Below are 19,197 nucleotides of genomic sequence, written 5' to 3'. Positions count from 1 at the left end.
GGCCTTTTTTACCCCCAGCGGCGTTGTCAGTCGTTCATGTAGAACCACTAGATTTCACTCCTTCCGCCGTGCTGGGAGCAAAAATGGCTTCCAGTAGCGATGATAATGCAATTAGTGTTAGCAGGCCTTTATGCAGTTGATCGAATTTTTGTCATCGTCACCTGGAGTATGGGTGACGACAGCCGTCATTTTGGGCCTGTTGGTAGGCAGTTTCTTGAATGTGGTCATCTATCGCCTCCCGCTTATGATGCAGCGAGAATGGGAAATGCAGTGTGCGGAATTAGCTGGTGAAACAGCTATGGTGCCCGTCGCCCCTTTCAACCTGTCTACCCCGCGCTCGCGATGCCCGCACTGTGATCATGCCATTGCCGCTGCCGAAAATATTCCTGTTATCAGTTACTTGCTGCTAGGCGGTAAATGCAAAGTCTGTCGGCAACCTATTTCAAAACGTTACCCTTTAATTGAGGCTCTGACAGGGCTGATGTCGGGGATCATCGCTTGGAAATTCGGCTTTGACTGGGCCGGTCTGGGTGCTTTGTTATTGACCTGGTCGTTAATCGCCCTGACATTTATTGATATCGATCAGCAGTTATTACCGGATAAAATCACCCTGCCTTTGGTCTGGTTGGGTCTCTTCTTCAACCTTTCGTCAACATACACTGCGCTAAGCAGCAGTGTAGTGGGCGCGATAGCGGGTTACCTATCCTTATGGCTGGTTTATCATTTATTCCGGTTGATAACGGGTAAAGAAGGCATGGGTTACGGTGATTTCAAATTACTGGCAGCACTCGGCGCCTGGCTGGGCTGGCAATATTTACCAATGATCGTTTTACTGTCTTCACTGGTCGGTGCCGTGGTGGGTATCACATTGGTTATGCTGAAAAATCATCAGCGTGAAGTGCCTATCCCTTTCGGCCCTTATTTGGCGGCCGCAGGCTGGATTGCATTGGTTTGGGGTGCGGAGATCAATCAGCTTTATCTGAGCTGGGCCGGCCTGAGCTGAGATGTCTTTCAAGGTCGGACTGACAGGTGGCGCAGCCAGTGGCAAATCTACCGTCTGCAAGCTCTTCAGCAATCTGGGTATTGAAATTATTGATGCGGATCTTATTGCCCGCAACCTGCTTGCCAAGGACACACGTTACTACCACGAGGTGATAACCGCTTTCGGTGAAGAAGTAAAACAAGCCAATGGCGAACTTGATCGCCGTTATTTGCGTGAACTTATCTTCAACGATATACAGGCAAAACAACGGCTGGAAAATATTCTGCACCCGGCCATCAGAGCAAAAATGCAGACTGATGCCGGGAACTGCAAGAGTCTTTATTGTATTCTTGTTATTCCGCTGTTGTTTGAGGTGGGTATGCAGGATCTGGTCAATCGTACTGTGGTAGTTGATATTCCAGAAGACCTGCAACAAATGCGGCTTTGTCAGCGTGATGATCTTACCGTTGAGCAAGCCCGGGCGATGATTGACAGCCAATATCCACGGCAGCAAAGATTGCAATTGGCTGACGATATCATTGACAATAGCGGAGAAATTTCGCGGCTGGTCACACAAGTCACCCGGTTACATCATTTATATCTCGAACTGGCTGGGAACTGAACCATACCGACACAACCTGATACGTGCATTTACAGGTTGTTTCGGTATAAGTTGCTAGCTCGTGCAGAGTCATGGACAATAAGCGCATTATTCCAGAGCGTATATCGATTTTAAGCCAGTGTCAGAAGAATATATCATTTTCGAACAACCACTTAATGAGAGAATTCGCACCTTTCTCAGGCTTGAATTCCTGTTTATGCGTGTTGATAACGCCCTGACAGGGCATAGCGAGATGCATCACCGCGATGCATTGGATGCCATGCTCAATATGCTCAGTGTGTTTGAGCGCAGCGATCTCAAGCAGGAATTAATGAAAGAAATTGAGCGCTTGATAGCTAACCTGTCCGCACTGGAAAATAGCCCCGGAGTTGATCAACAGGCGCTGGAAACCTTATTATCTAACCTGGACCAGAACCTGGATGCTTTACACATAAAAAAAACAAGCATTGGTCAGCGCCTGCGCGAGAATGAATTTCTGTACAGTATCCGCCAGCGTTCCAGTATCCCGGGCGGTACTTGTGACTTTGACCTGCCTGCTTATCACTTCTGGCTGCAACATACACAGACGGAGCAGCGAGCACAGCAGTTACAACAATGGCTGGCGGAATTTGTCTCGGTACGGAATGCGGTGGAAATGAGTTTGCGTTTAATTCGCAGCAGCGTGGGCTTCAAGGAAGAAGTTGCTAAAGAAGGTTTTTTTCAGCGCAGCCTGGACGCCAATCAGCCGTATCAGCTTATCCGGGTTGAAATACCGGGCAAGGCCAACTACTTCCCGGAAGTCAGTGGTGGCAAACACCGATTTACGGTGAGATTCATGCTGTTTGATATTCAACAACGACCACAGCAGACTTTTGACGAGATTCCTTTTCGCCTCAGCTGCTGTGCAATGTAACTATGGTTATTACTGTTAATTGTCCACAATGCGGAAAGCTTGTCCCCTGGCAGGAAGATCAGGTGTGGAAACCGTTTTGCAGTGAACGTTGCAAATTGATTGATCTAGGTGAATGGGCTAGCGAATCGCACCGAATTCCTGGCGATCCTGCATTTGATCCCGACCAAGACCCGGACGAATTTCATTAAACGAGCCAGAAGCCTGTTGATTCAGGCTCTAGCGCTGCTTCAAAGCTTCGATAATCGCGATATTGGCTGCCGGGAACTCTGAAGGTTCCAGCTCTTTGATAGCCTGCCAGCGCAGAGGCTGCCCTTCCCGCCCCTGAGGTTCACCGCTGAACTGCGACACAATCCACACATCCAGGCTGACTCTTTTGTCGCCATAGTCATGCTCAATCAGGATAAACGGTTCAGCCTGTTCGACTTTCACGCCCAGTTCCTCGTCCACTTCACGCTTAAGCGCATCCAGCCTGCTTTCTTCAGCTTCGCGTTTACCACCGGGGAACTCCCATAAACCGCCTTGATGCTGATGCGGCTGCCGCCATGAAGTCAGTACCTGCTGCTCAGGATTGAGCATAACAGCGACAGCTACTTCTATATGACGCATAGGCTTAATTTTTATCCGTTAAAACAAATATTGCGCCGCAGTATGGGCACTGGGCCTGGCCAGTAGCTTCAACAGGCAGATAAACGCGGGGATGCGCATTCCAGGCAGGCATATCAGGCATAGGGCAGGAAAGAGGCAGGTCTTTACGGCTGACCTCATAACGCTGTTCTGTACATGCCGACCGCTGTTCAGTCATGCTCCACCCCTTATTTATCAGATCGGTAATGCCAGCATTCTGTCCAAAGCCAGTTTTGCCTCTGTCGCTGTAGTGGTATCAACCGAAACCTGATTCACCACATGGCCTTCGACCAGGTTCTCCAGTACCCAGACCAAATGTTGCGGATCAACCCGGAACATGGTTGAACACATACACACGGTAGGCGACATAAAGTGAACGGATTTACCATCAGACTGGAAGCGTTCATGCAGACGGTTAACCAGATTCAGTTCCGTCCCCACCAGCCAGCGGGTGCCGGGTTCGCTGTCAGCGATAGTATTGACAATAAACTCGGTTGAACCGACATAGTCGGACTTCTGACACACTTCAAAACTACATTCCGGGTGGGAAATCACCTTGGTTTCAGGGTGTTTCTCGAGAAAATTATCAATCTGCCCGGGCTGAAACATCTGATGGACTGAACAAAAACCTTTCCACAAAATGATTTTTGCTTTGCGTAATTCATCGGGAGTCAGACCACCTAACGGTTTATCAAAGTCCCAGACCACCATGTCTTCCAGCGGGATCCCCATTTTATAGCCGGTATTACGTCCCAGATGCTGATCCGGGAAAAACAAGACCTTTTCACGCTGACTGAAAGCCCAGTCAAGCACATGCGGTGCATTGGTCGAGGTACAGACTATACCGCCATGGCGGCCACAGAATGATTTCAAATCAGCAGCGGAGTTGATATAGGTAATCGGCGTGACCAATTCATCCGGATCCAGCACTTCGGCCATTTCCTGCCAGGCACGGTCAACATTCACCCGGTTGGCCATATCAGCCATGGAACAGCCTGCCGCCATATCCGGCAGAATAGCTATCTGATCCGGTCGTGACAGAATATCCGCCACTTCCGCCATAAAATGCACACCGCAAAATACGATGTATTTGGCATCAGATTCAGAAGCATTACGCGATAATTTCAGTGAATCACCGGAAAAATCGGCATGGCGAAACACCTCATTACGCTGGTAATGATGGCCAAGAATAACCAAATCATCGCCCAGTTTTTCTTTAGCCGCAGCAATACGGTCATCGCAGGATTCATCATCCAACGAGAAATAATGCTCAAATGGTATTTCTTTACTAGCCACAATGCTTCCTCTTAAACGCTTAAACCTCGATGTTAGGCAATTTCCGCAGGCGAATGTTCAGTTCTTTCAGCTGCTCTTCACCCACATGGCTAGGAGCGTCTGTCAGCAGACAGCTGGCTGATTGTGTTTTCGGGAATGCCATCACATCACGAATCGACGCCGCGCCGGTCATTAGCATAACCAGCCTATCCAGACCAAATGCCAGACCGCCATGCGGCGGGCAGCCATATTTCAGTGCCTCCAACAGAAAGCCGAACTTGTCATTAGCTTCTTCTTCATTGATGCCCAGCAATTCGAAGACTTTCTTCTGCACCACAGTTTTGTGAATACGGATCGAGCCGCCACCCAGTTCGGTACCATTCAACACCATGTCATAAGCTCGGGACAGGCATTTTTCCGGGTCGGTCTCCAACAATTCCAAGTCTGACTCCCGCGGCGCAGTAAACGGATGGTGCAACGCATACCAGCGTTCGGCCTTATCATCCCACTCGAACATCGGAAAAGCGACAACCCAGAGCGGGCGCCAGCCATGTTCGACCATATCCAGATCATGACCCAGTCTGACACGCAACGCGCCCAGCGCTTCGTTGACCACAGTGACTTTATCGGCACCGAAGAACACCAAGTCACCGGTTTGAGCTTCAACCCGAGCCATAATCGCATCGACAACGCTGTCCGGCAGAAACTTCAGAATCGGAGACTGCAGTCCTTCACGACCCGCCGCCAGATCGTTGACCTTGATATAAGCCAGACCTTTGGCGCCATAAATCCCGACAAACCTGGTGTAATCATCGATTTCTTTACGACTGAGAGTGTTACCGCCTGGCACACGCAAAGCAGCGACACGACCGCGCTCATCCTTAGCAGGGCCGGAAAAAACTTTAAAATCAACATCTTTCATCAAGTCGCTGACTTCAACCAACTCCAGCGGAATACGTAAATCAGGTTTGTCACTGCCGAATCTCGCCATCGCCTCGGCATACGTCATGCGCGGGAACGGGTTCGGCAATGCCTGCTCCAGCACATTAGCAAACAAGTTGCGAATCATTTCTTCCATCAGCGACATAAACTCTTCTTCTTCGACAAAAGAAGCTTCCATATCAATCTGCGTGAATTCAGGCTGCCGATCCGCACGCAAATCCTCATCACGGAAACAACGCACCACCTGGTAATAACGATCCATGCCCGACATCATCAACAATTGTTTAAACAGCTGGGGAGATTGCGGCAAAGCAAAAAATTCACCCGGATGGGTGCGGCTGGGCACCAGGTAATCACGGGCACCTTCCGGGGTGGCTTTGGTCAGAATCGGGGTTTCGATATCCAGAAAACCGTGATCATCCAGATAGTTGCGTAACTGACGGGTGATTTGCGAACGGAAACGCAGTCTTTGCTGCATTTCAGGGCGGCGCAAATCGATATAACGATGGCGCAGGCGAATATCCTCACTGACATCAACCAACTCGTTCAACGGAAACGGCGGTGTTTCCGAGCTGTTTAGGATCTCTACGTTTTTGGCAATAATTTCAATCTTGCCACTCTTCAGATCCGGGTTATTACTACCGGCGGGTCGGAGCTGCACAATACCTTCAATCTGCAGCACATACTCACTGCGCACGCGCTCTGCGACAGTAAAACTTGCCGCATCTTCAGGGTTGCACACTACTTGCACCAGACCTTCACGATCACGCAGATCAATAAAAATCACCCCGCCATGGTCGCGACGACGGTGCATCCAGCCAACAACGGTAACCATCTTTCCTTCAAGAGTTTCGTTCACATCGCCGCAATAATGGCTACGCATAATTCTTTCCAATCTTTTTGTTTTCAGTTTGTTATGTTCTGCATTCGATTGATGCAGCCCTTAAGTATCAGTTTTCAAGCTGTCCAGCCTGCTGCCTGAGCAGCTTCTCTTTATGCCAGTCAGGCACAACAACCCCCATGGAAATGATCATTTTCAGACCCTGTTCGACGCTCATATCCAGAAAGATGACATCATGCTTTGGCACCATCAAAACAAAGCCGGAAGTCGGGTTGGGCGTGGTGGGAATAAAAACACTGACTACATCAGTTTCAGTTTTTTCCTGCACTTCGCCCAGTTGCTCTGAAGTCATAAAAGCCAGGCTCCAGACGCCTTTACGGGGATACTCGATCAGCAAAACGCTCCGGAATGATTTGGCATCAGCCGCCAGTACCGCCTCCATGATCTGCTTGATGCCGGCGTACAGGGTTCGCACCAGTGGAATCCTGGATAACAAAGACTCCCAGGCATTAACGATACGCCGGCCCAGCAGGTTAGCAACGATCATACCGGTCGCCAAAACAAGCACAACCGCCAGTACGACTCCCAGACCGGGTATATGAAAACCGAGTACATTATCCGGCTGATAGGCATCAGGCAGCAACAGCAAGGTTTGATCAAGAAAACCCACTATGGCTTTGATAACCAGAAAAGTGATGCCCAAAGGCATCCAAACCAGCAGGCCGGCAATAAGATATTTACGCATAAAGTTGCCAGTTAAAAATTAATGGCAGCCGCAACCCGTTCCGCACGCTGTTGCCTCAGGTTGTTTTGCACCGGCGGCTGCATCGTCGGCTAGATTACGTTTATTGCCGGTTTTGAAGTCAGTTTCATACCAACCCTGACCTTTCAAACGGAAACCTGCCGCTGAAATCAGCTTGCGCAGCTGTGCCTCTTCGCAGACCGGACAGTGCTTCAAGGGTTCATCACTGATTTTTTGTAACGCTTCAAGCTCATGACCACAGGCATCACAACGATATTCATAAAATGGCATTTTATCTACCCCACAAAACGGACAACGCACCAAGGACAATCAAAGTGCGGCTCGATTTTCTTTTTTCAAGTTATTTCGGTATAAACTTGCTGATTATAACTAAATTTGAATTCGGCCGCCGAATCGCTTTTCCTCAAACTCGTGGTTTCGGCTAAACTGCTGACATGAAAATGCATCAAGACTGGCGGGCAATTCGCAGCCTGCTTCCATTTATCTGGCAGTTCAAAGGCCGTGTATTCATTGCTTTAGGCTTGCTGTCTCTGGCCAAGGTCGCCAATGTCGGCGTCCCCCTGGCATTAAAACAAGCCATCGATGCGCTGGATCCCCAGCAGCAAACGTTGATTTATCTACCGGTCGCCATGCTGGTTACTTACGGTGTACTGCGACTGGCCAGCAGTGTGTTCAGTGAGCTGCGGGATGCGTTGTTTGCTAAAGTCATTTTTCACACTGTGCGGCGTATTGCTACGACCATTTTCGAACATCTGCACAGGCTATCGTTACGTTTTCATCTGCAACGCCAGACCGGTGGAATATCACGTGATATCGAACGAGGCTCACGAGGTATCAGCTTCCTGCTGAATTTCATGATCTTCAATATTCTGCCGACCCTGGTAGAAATCGCTTTGGTCACTATTATTTTGCTGGCTAACTATGACAGCATCTTTGCCGTTATTACCACCGGCACCATCCTTTTATATATAGTCTACACGCTGCTAATCACCGAGTGGCGCATGCGTTTTCGCCGTGCCATGAACGAGATGGACTCGCAGGCCAACAATCAGGCCATCGACAGCCTGCTCAATTATGAAACCGTTAAGTATTTCAATAATGAAGCATTTGAAGTGGGCCAATACGATCGAAAACTGGCCGGCTGGGAAAAAACCGCGATTCGCAACCAGACATCTTTATCCGTACTCAATATCGGTCAGGGTGTAATTATCGCTGTCGGCCTGACGGCGTTAATGTTGCTCGCAGGTCAGGGAGTGGTTGACGGTGAACTGACACTGGGTGATCTCGTGTTGGTTAATGCTTACCTGCTACAACTGTATTTGCCGCTGGGTTTTCTCGGTTTCGTTTACCGTGAAATCCGCCATTCACTGGCCGATATGGAACGTATGTTCTGTTTGCTGGAGCAGCAACAGGAAACCACCGATTTGCCTGATGCTGCTGAGTTAGATATCAAACTCGGCAAGATCAGTTTTGAACAGATTCAGTTTGCCTACCAGCCTGAACGGCCTATCCTATATGACATTAGTTTCACTATTGAAGCAGGCCAAAAACTGGCGATTGTGGGTGCCAGCGGTTCCGGAAAATCCACTATTGTTCGTTTACTGTATCGTTTTTATGATCCGCAACAAGGCAGAATCTGCATTGATGGTCAGGATATCCGCCATGTAACACAGCATAGTCTGCGCCGGACTATCGGCGTGGTGCCACAAGATACCGTGCTATTTAATGATACTATCTATCACAATATCGCCTATGGCCGTACCGACGCCAGCGTCGATGAAGTGGTTGAAGCCGCCAAGCAGGCCCATATTCATACTTTTATTGATAAACTGCCCGATGGTTACAACACTCTTGTAGGTGAACGGGGGCTGAAACTATCCGGTGGTGAAAAACAACGGGTGGCGATTGCCAGAACTTTACTGAAAAACCCGGAAATTCTGGTCTTCGATGAAGCCACATCGGCACTGGACAGCCATGCTGAACAGGCTATCGGCCGCGAATTACTGGCCGTCAGCCATAATAAAACAACATTGGTTATCGCACACCGGCTATCCACTGTAGTAGATGCCGATACCATTCTGGTACTGGATCATGGTCGTATCAAAGAACAGGGACATCACCAGCAACTGCTCGCCCAGAATGGTTTATATGCCGCAATGTGGGCATTACAGCAGACTGAAAATCATGACAGCAGCGCCTCATGAATGCGTGTTTTCCCTTGTTTATATAGGCTAATTTTGGACAATCGGCATATTGTCAGGTTAGTATGTCGCGCGGTCTCGGACTCAACTAAATCAAAAATACATTAGAAATATAAGATTTAGTTCTGTTCAGTTTCGGTTCAGTTTTGATATGTAACACTGGCACCGCGTTGAGGCAAATAACCTAAAAAACGAGAGGAACTATAATGAAATATGGCAAATCACTTATCGCTGCCGCTCTGAGCGCAGCTACCCTGATGTCAACTGCTGTTATGGCTGAAAACCATGTTATCCGAGCAAATGTTACTAATTTCGACCCTATGGTTGTTCACATTCAACCCGGCGATACTGTTTCCTGGGTGAACATGAACGGTCACATAGTCAACACCAAATTTGTTGAAGCTGACGGTAACCACGAATACATCCCTGAAGGTGCTGAAGGCTGGACTTCTGCGATGGGAGAAGACTTCCAGACCGCAGCGCTGACAACCGAAGGTGTCTACCTGTACAAATGTGATCCTCATTGGGGTGCTGGTATGGGTGGTGCTATCATCGTTGGCCAAGCAACCAACCTGGAAGACATCAAATCGACCAACCCTAAGGGCGCTTTGAAACGCCTGGTTAAAAAAGCTGAAAAAGCCGTTAAATAAAACCCCGCTTTTAATTGCTTTAATCGAAAGCCCGCTTAAGTTTTAGGCGGGCTTTTTTGATCCTTTCTGTTCAGCACTGTGGTATCATTCACGGGTTTATTTGCTCGACCATCATTTATTCTTATGCTGAAACAAGTTTGTTGGTCAGAGCAATACTTGGATTTTTAGACATTATTTAAGTGCTGGGGGATATCTTCCAATGAGTAACACTATCGATACCGGCAAACGGCGCTTTCTGACCGCAGCCGCCAGTGTTGTGGGTGGCGCCGGTGCAACCGCCGTTGCCGTACCTTTCGTTTCTTCCATGTTACCAAGTGCCAAAGCTGAAGCAGCCGGCGCACCGGTTGAAGTGGATATCAGCAAGCTGGAAATGGGGCAATTACTGACCGTGGAATGGCGGGGTAAGCCTGTATGGATTTTCCGGCGCAGTGAGGAAGCGCTCGCTAATCTGGAAATGCTGGGAACCGATTCCGAACTACGGGATCCTGAAAGTGAGGTGAGTTCACAACAACCTGAATACTGTCAGAACGACACCCGGGCAATTCGTGACGAATTGATGGTAGTAGTCGGTATTTGTACCCACCTTGGTTGTTCGCCTACTTATCGTCCAGAGATGGCGCCTGCTGATTTGGGTGAAAACTGGAAAGGCGGATTTTTCTGTCCCTGTCATGGCTCCCGCTTCGATCTGGCTGGTCGTGTATTCCAGGGAGTACCCGCTCCCACGAATCTGGTTGTACCACCGTATCACTTCCAGGGCGATAACGTCGTGATTGTGGGTGCTGATGCCGAAGGAGTTGCCTGATGTTTTCTAGCTTTATGAGTTGGGTGGATGCGCGCTTCCCAGCCACAAAAATGTGGAAAGAACATCTTTCCGAGTATTACGCACCGAAAAACTTCAATTTCTGGTATTTCTTCGGTTCGCTTGCCTTGCTGGTTTTAGTGCTGCAAATCGTCACTGGCATTTTCCTTACCATGAACTATAAACCCGATGCCGAGCTGGCTTTTGCCTCGGTTGAGTACATCATGCGTGATGTTCAGTGGGGCTGGTTAATCCGTTATCTGCATTCCACCGGTGCTTCCGCTTTCTTTATTGTGGTATATCTGCATATGTTCCGCGGTTTGATCTACGGTTCATTCAAACAGCCACGTGAGCTGGTGTGGATCTTCGGTATGTTGATTTACCTGACGTTGATGGCAGAAGCCTTTATGGGTTACCTATTGCCTTGGGGTCAGATGTCTTACTGGGGTGCACAGGTCATTATTTCCTTGTTTGGCGCTATCCCGGTAATTGGTGAAGATCTTGCCTTATGGATCCGGGGCGACTTTGTGGTGGCCGATGCGACATTAAACCGCTTCTTTGCATTTCATGTAATTGCCATGCCACTGGTTTTGCTGGGCCTGGTTGTTGCCCACATCATTGCTTTACATGAAGTCGGCTCCAATAACCCGGATGGCGTCGAAATCAAGAAAAATAAGGATGCCAACGGTAAACCGGTTGACGGCATTCCATTCCATCCTTATTACACTGTAAAAGATATTGTCGGTGTGATTGTGTTTCTGTTTATTTTCTCGCTGGTTTTGTTCTATATGCCTGAATTTGGCGGCTGGTTTCTGGAAAAAGACAATTTCATTCCTGCCGATCCGCTGAAAACGCCGGAACATATTGTACCGCTATGGTATTTCACCCCGTTCTACGCCATTCTGCGTGCAATCCCTGACAAGCTGATGGGAGTTATGGCCATGGGTGGCGCCATTGTCTTCCTGTTCCTGCTGCCATGGCTGGATCGCAGCCCAGTTAAATCCATCCGTTACCGTGGTCCGTTATTCCGCACGGCTCTGGTGCTGTTTATTATCAGCTTTGTAGCGCTTGGTTATCTCGGTACGCAACCAGCGACGCCTGGCTACACATGGGCAGCACGTTTTTTCACTCTGATTTATTTTGCTTTCTTTATCTTGATGCCAATCTACACCAAGCTTGATAAAGATAAACCAGTGCCAGAAAGGGTGACATTCAAATGAGATCTTTAGTATTTGCATTCATTATCGGCTTGTTCTCTGCTCAGGCCATGGCCGCGTCTGGTAACGTTCATCTGGATCATGTTGATATTGATATTACCGATCAGGTTTCTTTACAGCGTGGTGCTAAAACCTTCGTTAATTATTGTTTGAGCTGCCATCAGGCTTCGTTCATGCGTTACAATCGCATGGCGAAAGATCTGGGATTAACCGACGATCAGGTTAAAGAGAACCTGATGTTTGTATCAGATAAAATTGGTGAAACCATGACCATTGCCATGCGTCCGGAGGATGCCCAAAAATGGTTTGGCGTAACGCCGCCCGATTTGTCTGTGATTGCTCGTGCCCGCGGCACTGACTGGCTATACACCTATCTACGTACCTTTTATCTGGATGATTCTCGTTCGATGGGGACCAACAACCTGGCTTTCAAAGATGTAGGCATGCCTCACGTCCTTTGGGAGCAACAAGGTTATCAGGCACATGACGAAGAAACCGAAGAATTGGTCCAGAACCAAAAAGGTTCGGTTACGCCCCATGAATACAATGTAATGGTTCGTGACTTGGTCAACTTTCTGGCCTACATCAGCGAACCCTCCAAATTGCAACGTATGGAACTGGCTAAATGGGTACTGCTCTATCTCGCACTGTTCTTCCTGGTGGCTTACCCACTAAAGAAAGCCTTTTGGAAAGATGTACACTAGCCGATATGCCGATAACACTGCCCGCAGATTTAAAACTAGTGGCCCTGTGCTGAACCATTTCAGGAGTCCGCGGGCATGAGCAATAATAATCGTCGCTCGATGATAACGATTTTTTCTGGCCCTAGCTGTCCTTTCAGCCATCAGGCCCGTATTGTCATCAATGAAAAAAACATTGAAGCTAATATCCAGGATCTGGTCGAAGGACAGTGGCCGGAAGATGTGGCGGCAGCCAATCCCTACGGCACGGGGCCAACGCTATTTGATCGTGATCTGGTGCTTTTTAATTCACGCGTGATCATTGATTATTTTGACGAACGTTTCCCGCATCCACCGCTGATGCCGGTCGATCCGGTTGCAAGAGCCAAAGCCAGGCTGATGTTGCACCGTATCGACAAGGACTGGTATTCATTATGGAATGCGCTGTCCGGCCTGGAAAAAGGCAAAACCAGTAAAGCGAGAAAAATCATACAAGAAGATCTCACTGTACTGGCGCCATTATTTGAGAGTTCGCGTTTCTTTATGAACGCTGAGTTTTCACTGCTTGACTGTAGTTTAGCACCGCTACTGTGGCGTTTACCGTATTTGAATATTAAGCTGCCAGATAAAGCCAAGGCGGTTGAGACCTATGCTGAGCGTATATTTAAGCGCGACAGCTTTCAGGCCAGTCTCACCGATGCCGAGAGAGCCATGCGTTAATCATGAGTATGTCACCTCAAAAACCCTATCTCATTAGAGCCATTCATGAATGGCTGCTGGATAATGCCTGCACCCCTTATGTGCTGGTAAATACCCATCATGAAGGGGTTCAGGTACCGCTGGATTATGTGAAAGATCATCGTATCGTGCTTAATATTGCCCCCGATGCTATTCGTGATCTGCTGATTGATAATGAGTGGGTCAGCTTTTCCGCACGATTTGCCGGCAAACCGATGGATGTTTTTGTGCCAATCGCCGCAGTACAGGCTATTTATGGCAAAGAAAACAATGAGGGCATGTTTTTCCCTGAAGAAGAAACTCCGCCGCCGCCAGAACCGTCAGATGAGGGTCCGACATCCAAAGGTAAAGGACGCCCCAGTCTGAAAGTCGTTAAATAACTCTGGTCCTGTTATATGCCCCTGATACGAGCATTTCCAAGTATCACGGGTAGTAATCTCAGAGCTGATATTTTTCCATACGATAGCGCATGGCCATTCGGGTCAGTCCCAGTTCACGGGCGGCTCGCGAGACATTCCCAGCCGTTCTGTCCAAAGCATTCTCAATCAGAAATTTTTCTACCTGCTCCAGCGTCATATGGGTCAGTTTTTCCAGCTCATTTGTTTCACTGCCTTCGGTCACGAGTGACTGTAACATTAGCTGCGAAGCATCAATCACACCCCGTTGTGACAGCATCACCGCACGCTCCAGCACATGTTGCAGTTCTCTGATATTACCCGGCCAATTGTAATCATGGAGCATATCCACTGCTGCCTGAGAAAATATCGGTGTACTCAGGCCGTAACGACGGGAGATAAGATCAACAAAATGCGCAGCCAAAGGCGCGATATCTTCCCGCCGTTGCCGTAATGGCGGCAAATTCAGCCCCAGAACGTTGAGCCTGAAATAGAGGTCTGAGCGAAAACGCCCTTCTGCTACCATTTGCTTCAAATCCCGGTTTGTCGCAGCGATAAAGTGCGCACTAACAGGATGCTCTTTGGTCGACCCCAGTCGTCTGACCTTACGCCGTTCCAGCACATTAAGCAGCTTAGCCTGCAATTCCAGCGGTAATTCACCTACCTCATCCAGAAACAATGTACCATCTTCCGCCACTTCAATCAGGCCGGGTTTGGACTGATGTGCATTGGTAAACGCGCCACGTTCATAACCAAATAGTTCAGACTCTATCAACTCTCCGGGTAAGGCCGCACAATCAATATGCACATAAGGTCTTTGATACCAACTGCCTGATTGATGGTACAACCGGGCAATCACATCTTTACCGGTGCCGGTTTCACCAGTAACAAGAATGACCGGATGATCATCAACACTTTTAGCAACCAACTGGGCAATTCGTTCTATCTGCTGGCGAATATCCATCATCGGTCGACTGTGACCAATCATGGTGATCGGCTCAATGCCATGCGTCTCACGAACTTGGGAATAATTCAGCTGCTGGTTAAGCTTCTGGGTCTGCATGACCTTTGACAGCGTCAATACCAGCTCATCCAGATCAACCGGTTTTTTCAGATAATCTGTCGCGCCCAGTTTCATTGCAGAAACCGCATCTTCAAGTTCGCCATATGCCGTCATCATGACCACAGGAATGGCTCGCCAATTGTCATGACTGTGTATTTCGGTCAGCAAATCCAGACCACTGCCATCAGGCAGGCGCACATCCAGTAACACCACATCCGGCATTTTGCTTTGCAGCTGTTGTCGCCCTGCCGTCAGTGTATCCACAATGTTGCCCTGATGCCCCTCACGCTCCAACCTTCGTAATACCGACTTGGCAAACAGGGTTTCATCTTCGATTAACAGCACATTCAATATTCGTTCTCCTTGTTTCACGGTGCAGTGCTATGTGTCCGCTTCAGTCTGATGGTAACGCGAGTGCCTTTTTGCTTAGCTGAGTCATAGATAATTTCTCCACCATGCTGCTTGACCACTTTCAGCGCAAAAGGAATGCCCAGCCCGCAGCCCAGTCGCTTAGCTTCACCATCGGTCACCTGTTCAGAGACCGGGTCAAACTGCATGCCGTTGCCCTCATCAGCGATCAGCAATTGCACGGAATCTTTGGTTTGCTGATAAATCAACACTATGGTGCTGTTTGTCGGCGAGGCTTCAATCGCATTCTGCACCAGATTGAAAATGGTTTGTTCCATCAGGTTATTATCCACAGACACTATTGCGGCTGCGTCTGTCCAGCCTCGGCGTTCCAGTTTGACCGGCTTATCAGCCAGCTGCAGTTCAATAAGCGATAACGCATTATCGGCAACTTTAGTTAGGGTGTTAGCGCTGAAATGAGGTTTCAGCGGATGCAGGTATGTCAGCAATGAGGTCACCCAACGCTCAAGCCTGTCGACCGCAACGATAATATCGCGCAGAGCATCGCGGGTGGACGGCGCGACATTATCATCCAGCGTGACCTGTGAAGCCGCTCTGATGCCTGCCAGCGGATTGCGGATATTATGGGCGACCAGCGGTACCAGTTCGCCCAGAGCCGCCTGTTTCTTAGCTTCAACCAATTTATCGCGGTTAGTAGCTAATTCATCCGCCATGGTGTTAATAGCATCAGCCAGGCGAATCAGATCATCGACACCGCTGGTCCGGATTTTATGCTGCAAATCACCTTTACTGATTAAGCGCGCACCTTGCATTACCGCAGCCAGGGGCCTCACCACATTATTTTTAACATAACGCCTGGAGAACAACAGTAAGGTAATGGCTAGCAACACGGGCACCGGTACCAGTAAGGTGATGTGTGACATCCATTTCTGCCTGTCTTCTACCAGTATCCGCTGCCTGTCTTGCAACAGTCTGTCGAACTGGCTGAATGCAGTTTCCAGTTCTGTAAAAGTGTACTGTTCCAGCTGATTGTCCAGCATATGTTTTTGTTGCGAGGTCAAATTGGTTGGTAACAGCAATTTATTGGTTTCACGATGAAAACGCGCATAGGCATTATAAATCCGCATTGTGACCGCTGCTTCATCACTATCCGTGGTCAATAATTGCAGGTCATGCAAGTAAGTATTGATGCGCCGAGTGTAATGATCATATTCATCGGCGGCATCGCTGTCATTCAGAAACGATGCATCAAATACTTCCTTCAGCTGCCGGTAGAGTTCCCCCCGTATATTCTGAACATAATTATTCATAGTGGTCAGACGCAAAGACTCTTCAGAACTTTGTTGCCAGGCAAATGCCCAGACTATACCGACACTCGCAGTGATAAAGATCAGAAAAACAAAACTGAGTTCATGCAGTAATAAAGAAGCCTGAATGGTGTGAAATTTCTTGAACAGTTTCATACACAAAAAAACGGGCTCACAGGCCCGTTTTCAAAACATTGTTGTCAAACAGTCCCGACATTAATTTGCGTCGAAACCAACAAAGGTAACTGATTCATCGACCAGAGCCGGATCACCTTCTTTCCAGGTTTTACCGTCAGGTACGACGGTACGAACCTGATAAACTTCGCCAGGAACTTCTTCAGACAAGGTAAAGATATAGTACTTATTCGCGTAAAGCTTATAGCGTGCATTCTTAGGATCGTTCACATAAGGCTGCACAATATACTGGGTTCCTCTGACCGTTTTACCGTTATAGTCGATATCAACTTCTTTTTTTGTCGCGCCTTCAGCAAAAGCCCAACGAAGTTTACGCTGAAAATAACGCCACTCACCGCCTGTCAGACGATTCATTTCATGAACGTCAAATTCCAGAAATAATACAAAAATACCGTTACCACGTTGGTTATTCATAGCTTCGTATGGCCGTTTGTGTTGACCGGTGAAGAATTCGAATGAAGTATCACTGCGGCCCGTGTTACGGATATTTGAGACCATCATCTTGATCGTGTCGTCACGAGTTCCTTCAACAAAACTTTGCTTGTGGTATTCGTAAAGCAATGTGCCCGGTTGTTCGATATTTTTCAGATGCGCTTTGTCAAACAGTTCATTATTGACTTCAGAAAAACCGGGCGCCGCTACAACTGATGCAGCAACAAAGGCCAGTATCCAGCCTGAAATCAAAGAAACAACTAACTTCTTCACAACCATACACCTCTTTATAGATTTTATAATGTTATGCTTAGACTTAAACTCTAGTTTACACAAAGCCAAGCAAAATGATGAATCCCTTTCGTATTTTTAGCATCCATTGCATTATTTTTGTGACCATTGTTCTGCTGATTGGTTGTCAGCCACAACCGGAAAATCGTATTTACGAACGACAAAGCCCCTATAGTTTCGAGGACACCATTCTCAATCTGGATATTGCCATTTCTGAATTCAACTATCGCATTATCCATCGCAGCGATATAGGTCAGGCTATTCGGGATCGAGGTGATGAAAATTTCCCGCTTTCTACCATTACCAGTTTTTGTAATATCACTTATGCCAAGGAAATGATGTTAATCAATCCCGTGTTAATTAACGATATGCCTTGCAACATAGCTGTTAGAGAAGATGATAAAGGTGCGGTTATCGTCAGTAGCAAATTGATGGCAGAAAATGTAGCGGACCCGGCACAACAGGCTTTTGCTCAAAAGATTAATAAAAATCTCAAGGCAATTATTGAGGCTACCACTGAGTAGCCTCAACAATATCATTCAACGATCAATCGTCGTCATCATCCTTGCGTACACGTTTTTTAGGATAAGGGTTCACATTTTCCAGTGAGGGCAGATTGTATTGCGCCATAATGGCAGCAATGTCATCTTTACGCTTTTCCAGGAATTTATTCAGCAGTTGGTTCCAGGCTTTATCCTGATAACGTGTCCCCATGCTGAAACTGAAAATAAAGCGCTCTCCCAGTTCATTTAACGGCTTCATGGTCATCGGCACTTTGGAAACGCTGGCGTAGTAACCGGCAATAGGTCCCCACATCAGTGCCACATCTATCTCACCATTAGCCAGTGCCTGTTCTACAACGCGGCCGGCATTCACCTTTGCGTCACCCGGCATCATTTGAAAATACTGTATTTGGTCAGCCAATCCCAGATCGAGCAATGCTTTAGTTGTTATACCCCGATCAAAAATCCCGATACGCAGTGGTTTTTGTTCTTTGCTGACTTTGGCGATATCAGCGATAGAGTTTAATTCATAGCCTTCGCCTGAACGATACACCATCGCTTCAATTGAGCTCCAATAAGGCTGGGTAGGCTTCAGGAAATCGGTATGCTCAGGAATACTCATCGCCACATCACACAAGAATTTACCCGTTTCCGGATCTACTTTTTTTATGGTGTTACGCGAAAAGCCAATTCGTTGCGGGAACCAGTAATACTCAACGGGGAGGCCGAGTTCTTCACCGAGGAGTTCTGCAATCTTGTTATCAAACCCCTGCAATTCCTTATTCGAATAAGGCAGATTGTAACCATCTGCACAAACACGTACGGCTTCCTGACCAGGTAATGGTTTCAGATCTTCTGCATTAACCGATACACTGCCGAGCAGCAATCCTGATAATAAAATGGTCCAGCGCTGAAATTGGGTCATTCTCTCTTCCTTTTATTGCTTTTAAAAAACAGTGAGACCGTTAAGCTAACATATTTGTTTCATAAAAAAAGACCCGACATCTTTCGATGCCGGGCCTTTTAGTCGAACTAGTTAGATTAATAACTTAATCTAAAGGGCTTACAGGCTAAATACGCTCAGAACACCACCCAGGTTAGTCCAGCTGGACAGTGACTTGTAAGCACCGACCGCACCCAGACCATCTGTGTCATTTTCCAGGCTTGGAATAGCCATACCGATACCAGCCCAACCACCTACACCAGACAGAATGGAAACATATTGTTTACCACCATGTTTGTAAGTGTTGACGTTACCGATAATGCCTGATGGGGTTTTGAATCTGAATAATTCACGACCTGTTTGCGCATCAACTGCTTTCAGGTAACCTTCCAGCGTACCGTAGAAAACTACGTCGGAAGCGGTTGCCAAAGCACCTGACCACACTGAGAAACGTTCAGGATTAGACCAGACGA

The 19,197-nt window shown here is 47.8% G+C and carries 23 protein-coding genes; 12 read left to right on the top strand and 11 right to left on the bottom strand.

Annotation, left to right across the window (positions count from 1 at the left end; genetic code table 11):
* Positions 1 to 130 precede the first annotated feature (130 nt).
* From OMP95_RS11210 to yacG, 4 genes are all read left to right on the top strand, one after another.
* On the top strand, positions 131 to 1,003 hold the full coding sequence (locus OMP95_RS11210; protein ID WP_266328841.1) for a prepilin peptidase: 873 nt from the start codon (positions 131 to 133) through the stop codon (positions 1,001 to 1,003).
* Position 1,004: 1 nt separating this feature from the next.
* Positions 1,005 to 1,604 (top strand): dephospho-CoA kinase, encoded by a 600-nt coding sequence (gene coaE / locus OMP95_RS11205; protein WP_266328839.1) that lies wholly within the window; start codon positions 1,005 to 1,007, stop codon positions 1,602 to 1,604.
* Between the two features lie 118 nt (positions 1,605 to 1,722).
* Positions 1,723 to 2,496 carry a cell division protein ZapD gene (gene zapD, locus OMP95_RS11200; RefSeq protein ID WP_266328837.1) on the top strand — a complete coding sequence of 258 codons (774 nt, stop codon included), beginning with the start codon at positions 1,723 to 1,725 and terminating at the stop codon, positions 2,494 to 2,496.
* Between the two features lie 2 nt (positions 2,497 to 2,498).
* The gene (gene yacG, locus OMP95_RS11195) at positions 2,499 to 2,684 is read left to right on the top strand and encodes a DNA gyrase inhibitor YacG (RefSeq protein WP_266328835.1); all 186 of its coding nucleotides are present in this window, start codon (positions 2,499 to 2,501) and stop codon (positions 2,682 to 2,684) included.
* A gap of 28 nt (positions 2,685 to 2,712) precedes the next feature.
* Here yacG and mutT read toward each other — a convergent pair whose 3' ends face one another.
* The 6 genes from mutT to OMP95_RS11165 all read right to left on the bottom strand — a co-directional run bounded on the left by mutT (position 2,713) and on the right by OMP95_RS11165 (position 7,211).
* Positions 2,713 to 3,102, bottom strand: a complete 390-nt coding sequence (gene mutT / locus OMP95_RS11190; RefSeq protein WP_266328833.1) for an 8-oxo-dGTP diphosphatase MutT — start codon at positions 3,100 to 3,102, stop codon at positions 2,713 to 2,715.
* A 4-nt stretch (positions 3,103 to 3,106) separates the two neighbouring features.
* Positions 3,107 to 3,298 carry a zinc-finger domain-containing protein gene (locus tag OMP95_RS11185; protein ID WP_266328831.1) on the bottom strand — a complete coding sequence of 64 codons (192 nt, stop codon included), beginning with the start codon at positions 3,296 to 3,298 and terminating at the stop codon, positions 3,107 to 3,109.
* A gap of 17 nt (positions 3,299 to 3,315) precedes the next feature.
* Positions 3,316 to 4,416 (bottom strand): quinolinate synthase NadA, encoded by a 1,101-nt coding sequence (nadA, locus tag OMP95_RS11180; protein ID WP_266328829.1) that lies wholly within the window; start codon positions 4,414 to 4,416, stop codon positions 3,316 to 3,318.
* A gap of 19 nt (positions 4,417 to 4,435) precedes the next feature.
* Entirely contained in the window at positions 4,436 to 6,220 is a 1,785-nt protein-coding gene (gene aspS, locus OMP95_RS11175) for an aspartate--tRNA ligase (RefSeq protein ID WP_266328827.1), read from the bottom strand.
* A 67-nt stretch (positions 6,221 to 6,287) separates the two neighbouring features.
* Complete coding sequence (locus OMP95_RS11170; RefSeq protein WP_266328825.1) at positions 6,288 to 6,923, bottom strand: DUF502 domain-containing protein; 636 nt, start codon at positions 6,921 to 6,923, stop codon at positions 6,288 to 6,290.
* Between the two features lie 18 nt (positions 6,924 to 6,941).
* A complete protein-coding gene (locus OMP95_RS11165) occupies positions 6,942 to 7,211 on the bottom strand; it encodes an FmdB family zinc ribbon protein (RefSeq protein WP_266328823.1) in 270 nt (89 codons plus the stop codon).
* Positions 7,212 to 7,375: 164 nt separating this feature from the next.
* Between OMP95_RS11165 and OMP95_RS11160 the strand changes: the two genes are divergently transcribed.
* From OMP95_RS11160 to OMP95_RS11130, 7 genes are all read left to right on the top strand, one after another.
* Positions 7,376 to 9,145 (top strand): ABCB family ABC transporter ATP-binding protein/permease, encoded by a 1,770-nt coding sequence (locus OMP95_RS11160; RefSeq protein ID WP_266328821.1) that lies wholly within the window; start codon positions 7,376 to 7,378, stop codon positions 9,143 to 9,145.
* 203 nt (positions 9,146 to 9,348) lie between these two features.
* A complete protein-coding gene (locus OMP95_RS11155) occupies positions 9,349 to 9,792 on the top strand; it encodes a plastocyanin/azurin family copper-binding protein (RefSeq protein ID WP_266328819.1) in 444 nt (147 codons plus the stop codon).
* Between the two features lie 199 nt (positions 9,793 to 9,991).
* Positions 9,992 to 10,594, top strand: a complete 603-nt coding sequence (gene petA / locus OMP95_RS11150; protein ID WP_266328817.1) for a ubiquinol-cytochrome c reductase iron-sulfur subunit — start codon at positions 9,992 to 9,994, stop codon at positions 10,592 to 10,594.
* Entirely contained in the window at positions 10,594 to 11,811 is a 1,218-nt protein-coding gene (locus tag OMP95_RS11145; RefSeq protein WP_266328815.1) for a cytochrome b, read from the top strand. The genes petA and OMP95_RS11145 overlap by 1 nt, the downstream gene beginning before the upstream one ends.
* The gene (locus OMP95_RS11140; protein WP_266328813.1) at positions 11,808 to 12,512 is read left to right on the top strand and encodes a cytochrome c1; all 705 of its coding nucleotides are present in this window, start codon (positions 11,808 to 11,810) and stop codon (positions 12,510 to 12,512) included. Before OMP95_RS11145 ends, OMP95_RS11140 begins: the two co-directional genes overlap by 4 nt.
* A 75-nt stretch (positions 12,513 to 12,587) precedes the next feature.
* Entirely contained in the window at positions 12,588 to 13,208 is a 621-nt protein-coding gene (locus OMP95_RS11135) for a glutathione S-transferase N-terminal domain-containing protein (RefSeq protein WP_266328811.1), read from the top strand.
* Positions 13,209 to 13,210: 2 nt separating this feature from the next.
* Positions 13,211 to 13,606: a ClpXP protease specificity-enhancing factor gene (locus OMP95_RS11130; protein ID WP_323135129.1), complete on the top strand. Its 396-nt coding sequence runs from the start codon at positions 13,211 to 13,213 to the stop codon at positions 13,604 to 13,606.
* 58 nt (positions 13,607 to 13,664) lie between these two features.
* Here the strand turns inward: OMP95_RS11130 and OMP95_RS11125 are convergent, their stop codons facing one another.
* From OMP95_RS11125 to OMP95_RS11115, 3 genes are read right to left on the bottom strand one after another with little or no spacing between them, the layout of a single operon-like run.
* Positions 13,665 to 15,029 carry a sigma-54-dependent transcriptional regulator gene (locus tag OMP95_RS11125; protein ID WP_266328843.1) on the bottom strand — a complete coding sequence of 455 codons (1,365 nt, stop codon included), beginning with the start codon at positions 15,027 to 15,029 and terminating at the stop codon, positions 13,665 to 13,667.
* A gap of 23 nt (positions 15,030 to 15,052) precedes the next feature.
* Positions 15,053 to 16,516 (bottom strand): sensor histidine kinase, encoded by a 1,464-nt coding sequence (locus OMP95_RS11120; RefSeq protein WP_266328809.1) that lies wholly within the window; start codon positions 16,514 to 16,516, stop codon positions 15,053 to 15,055.
* A 60-nt stretch (positions 16,517 to 16,576) separates the two neighbouring features.
* The gene (locus tag OMP95_RS11115) at positions 16,577 to 17,266 is read right to left on the bottom strand and encodes a hypothetical protein (protein ID WP_416234650.1); all 690 of its coding nucleotides are present in this window, start codon (positions 17,264 to 17,266) and stop codon (positions 16,577 to 16,579) included.
* Between the two features lie 68 nt (positions 17,267 to 17,334).
* Here OMP95_RS11115 and OMP95_RS11110 point away from each other — a divergent pair, with 68 nt between their 5' ends.
* Complete coding sequence (locus OMP95_RS11110) at positions 17,335 to 17,802, top strand: DUF302 domain-containing protein (RefSeq protein WP_266328805.1); 468 nt, start codon at positions 17,335 to 17,337, stop codon at positions 17,800 to 17,802.
* 22 nt (positions 17,803 to 17,824) lie between these two features.
* Here OMP95_RS11110 and OMP95_RS11105 read toward each other — a convergent pair whose 3' ends face one another.
* Positions 17,825 to 18,706, bottom strand: a complete 882-nt coding sequence (locus OMP95_RS11105; protein WP_266328803.1) for a quinoprotein dehydrogenase-associated putative ABC transporter substrate-binding protein — start codon at positions 18,704 to 18,706, stop codon at positions 17,825 to 17,827.
* A gap of 138 nt (positions 18,707 to 18,844) precedes the next feature.
* Positions 18,845 to 19,197, bottom strand: a 353-nt coding sequence (locus OMP95_RS11100; RefSeq protein ID WP_323135128.1) for a PQQ-binding-like beta-propeller repeat protein, incomplete at its 5' end; no start/stop codon positions are given.

Origin of the sequence: Methylophaga sp. OBS4 (genome assembly GCF_026319305.1) — a bacterium.
Classification (GTDB): domain Bacteria; phylum Pseudomonadota; class Gammaproteobacteria; order Nitrosococcales; family Methylophagaceae; genus Methylophaga.
Note: the sequence above shows the minus strand (reverse complement) of the source record. Positions and strands in the feature narration are given on the sequence as shown.

Excerpts from the sequence above, each read along its gene's own strand:
- OMP95_RS11170 (WP_266328825.1), bottom strand. The coding sequence starts at position 6,923 with ATGCGTAAATATCTTATTGCCGGCCTGCTGGTTTGGATGCCTTTGGGC.
- OMP95_RS11135 (WP_266328811.1), top strand. The coding sequence starts at position 12,588 with ATGAGCAATAATAATCGTCGCTCGATGATAACGATTTTTTCTGGCCCT.
- yacG (WP_266328835.1), top strand. The coding sequence starts at position 2,499 with ATGGTTATTACTGTTAATTGTCCACAATGCGGAAAGCTTGTCCCCTGG.
- OMP95_RS11105 (WP_266328803.1), bottom strand. The coding sequence starts at position 18,706 with ATGACCCAATTTCAGCGCTGGACCATTTTATTATCAGGATTGCTGCTC.
- OMP95_RS11145 (WP_266328815.1), top strand. The coding sequence starts at position 10,594 with ATGTTTTCTAGCTTTATGAGTTGGGTGGATGCGCGCTTCCCAGCCACA.
- OMP95_RS11185 (WP_266328831.1), bottom strand. The coding sequence starts at position 3,298 with ATGACTGAACAGCGGTCGGCATGTACAGAACAGCGTTATGAGGTCAGC.
- OMP95_RS11130 (WP_323135129.1), top strand. The coding sequence starts at position 13,211 with ATGAGTATGTCACCTCAAAAACCCTATCTCATTAGAGCCATTCATGAA.
- OMP95_RS11115 (WP_416234650.1), bottom strand. The coding sequence starts at position 17,266 with ATGGTTGTGAAGAAGTTAGTTGTTTCTTTGATTTCAGGCTGGATACTG.
- petA (WP_266328817.1), top strand. The coding sequence starts at position 9,992 with ATGAGTAACACTATCGATACCGGCAAACGGCGCTTTCTGACCGCAGCC.
- OMP95_RS11165 (WP_266328823.1), bottom strand. The coding sequence starts at position 7,211 with ATGCCATTTTATGAATATCGTTGTGATGCCTGTGGTCATGAGCTTGAA.
- OMP95_RS11140 (WP_266328813.1), top strand. The coding sequence starts at position 11,808 with ATGAGATCTTTAGTATTTGCATTCATTATCGGCTTGTTCTCTGCTCAG.
- OMP95_RS11210 (WP_266328841.1), top strand. The coding sequence starts at position 131 with ATGCAGTTGATCGAATTTTTGTCATCGTCACCTGGAGTATGGGTGACG.
- OMP95_RS11110 (WP_266328805.1), top strand. The coding sequence starts at position 17,335 with ATGATGAATCCCTTTCGTATTTTTAGCATCCATTGCATTATTTTTGTG.
- OMP95_RS11120 (WP_266328809.1), bottom strand. The coding sequence starts at position 16,516 with ATGAAACTGTTCAAGAAATTTCACACCATTCAGGCTTCTTTATTACTG.
- aspS (WP_266328827.1), bottom strand. The coding sequence starts at position 6,220 with ATGCGTAGCCATTATTGCGGCGATGTGAACGAAACTCTTGAAGGAAAG.
- coaE (WP_266328839.1), top strand. The coding sequence starts at position 1,005 with ATGTCTTTCAAGGTCGGACTGACAGGTGGCGCAGCCAGTGGCAAATCT.
- mutT (WP_266328833.1), bottom strand. The coding sequence starts at position 3,102 with ATGCGTCATATAGAAGTAGCTGTCGCTGTTATGCTCAATCCTGAGCAG.
- OMP95_RS11155 (WP_266328819.1), top strand. The coding sequence starts at position 9,349 with ATGAAATATGGCAAATCACTTATCGCTGCCGCTCTGAGCGCAGCTACC.
- OMP95_RS11160 (WP_266328821.1), top strand. The coding sequence starts at position 7,376 with ATGAAAATGCATCAAGACTGGCGGGCAATTCGCAGCCTGCTTCCATTT.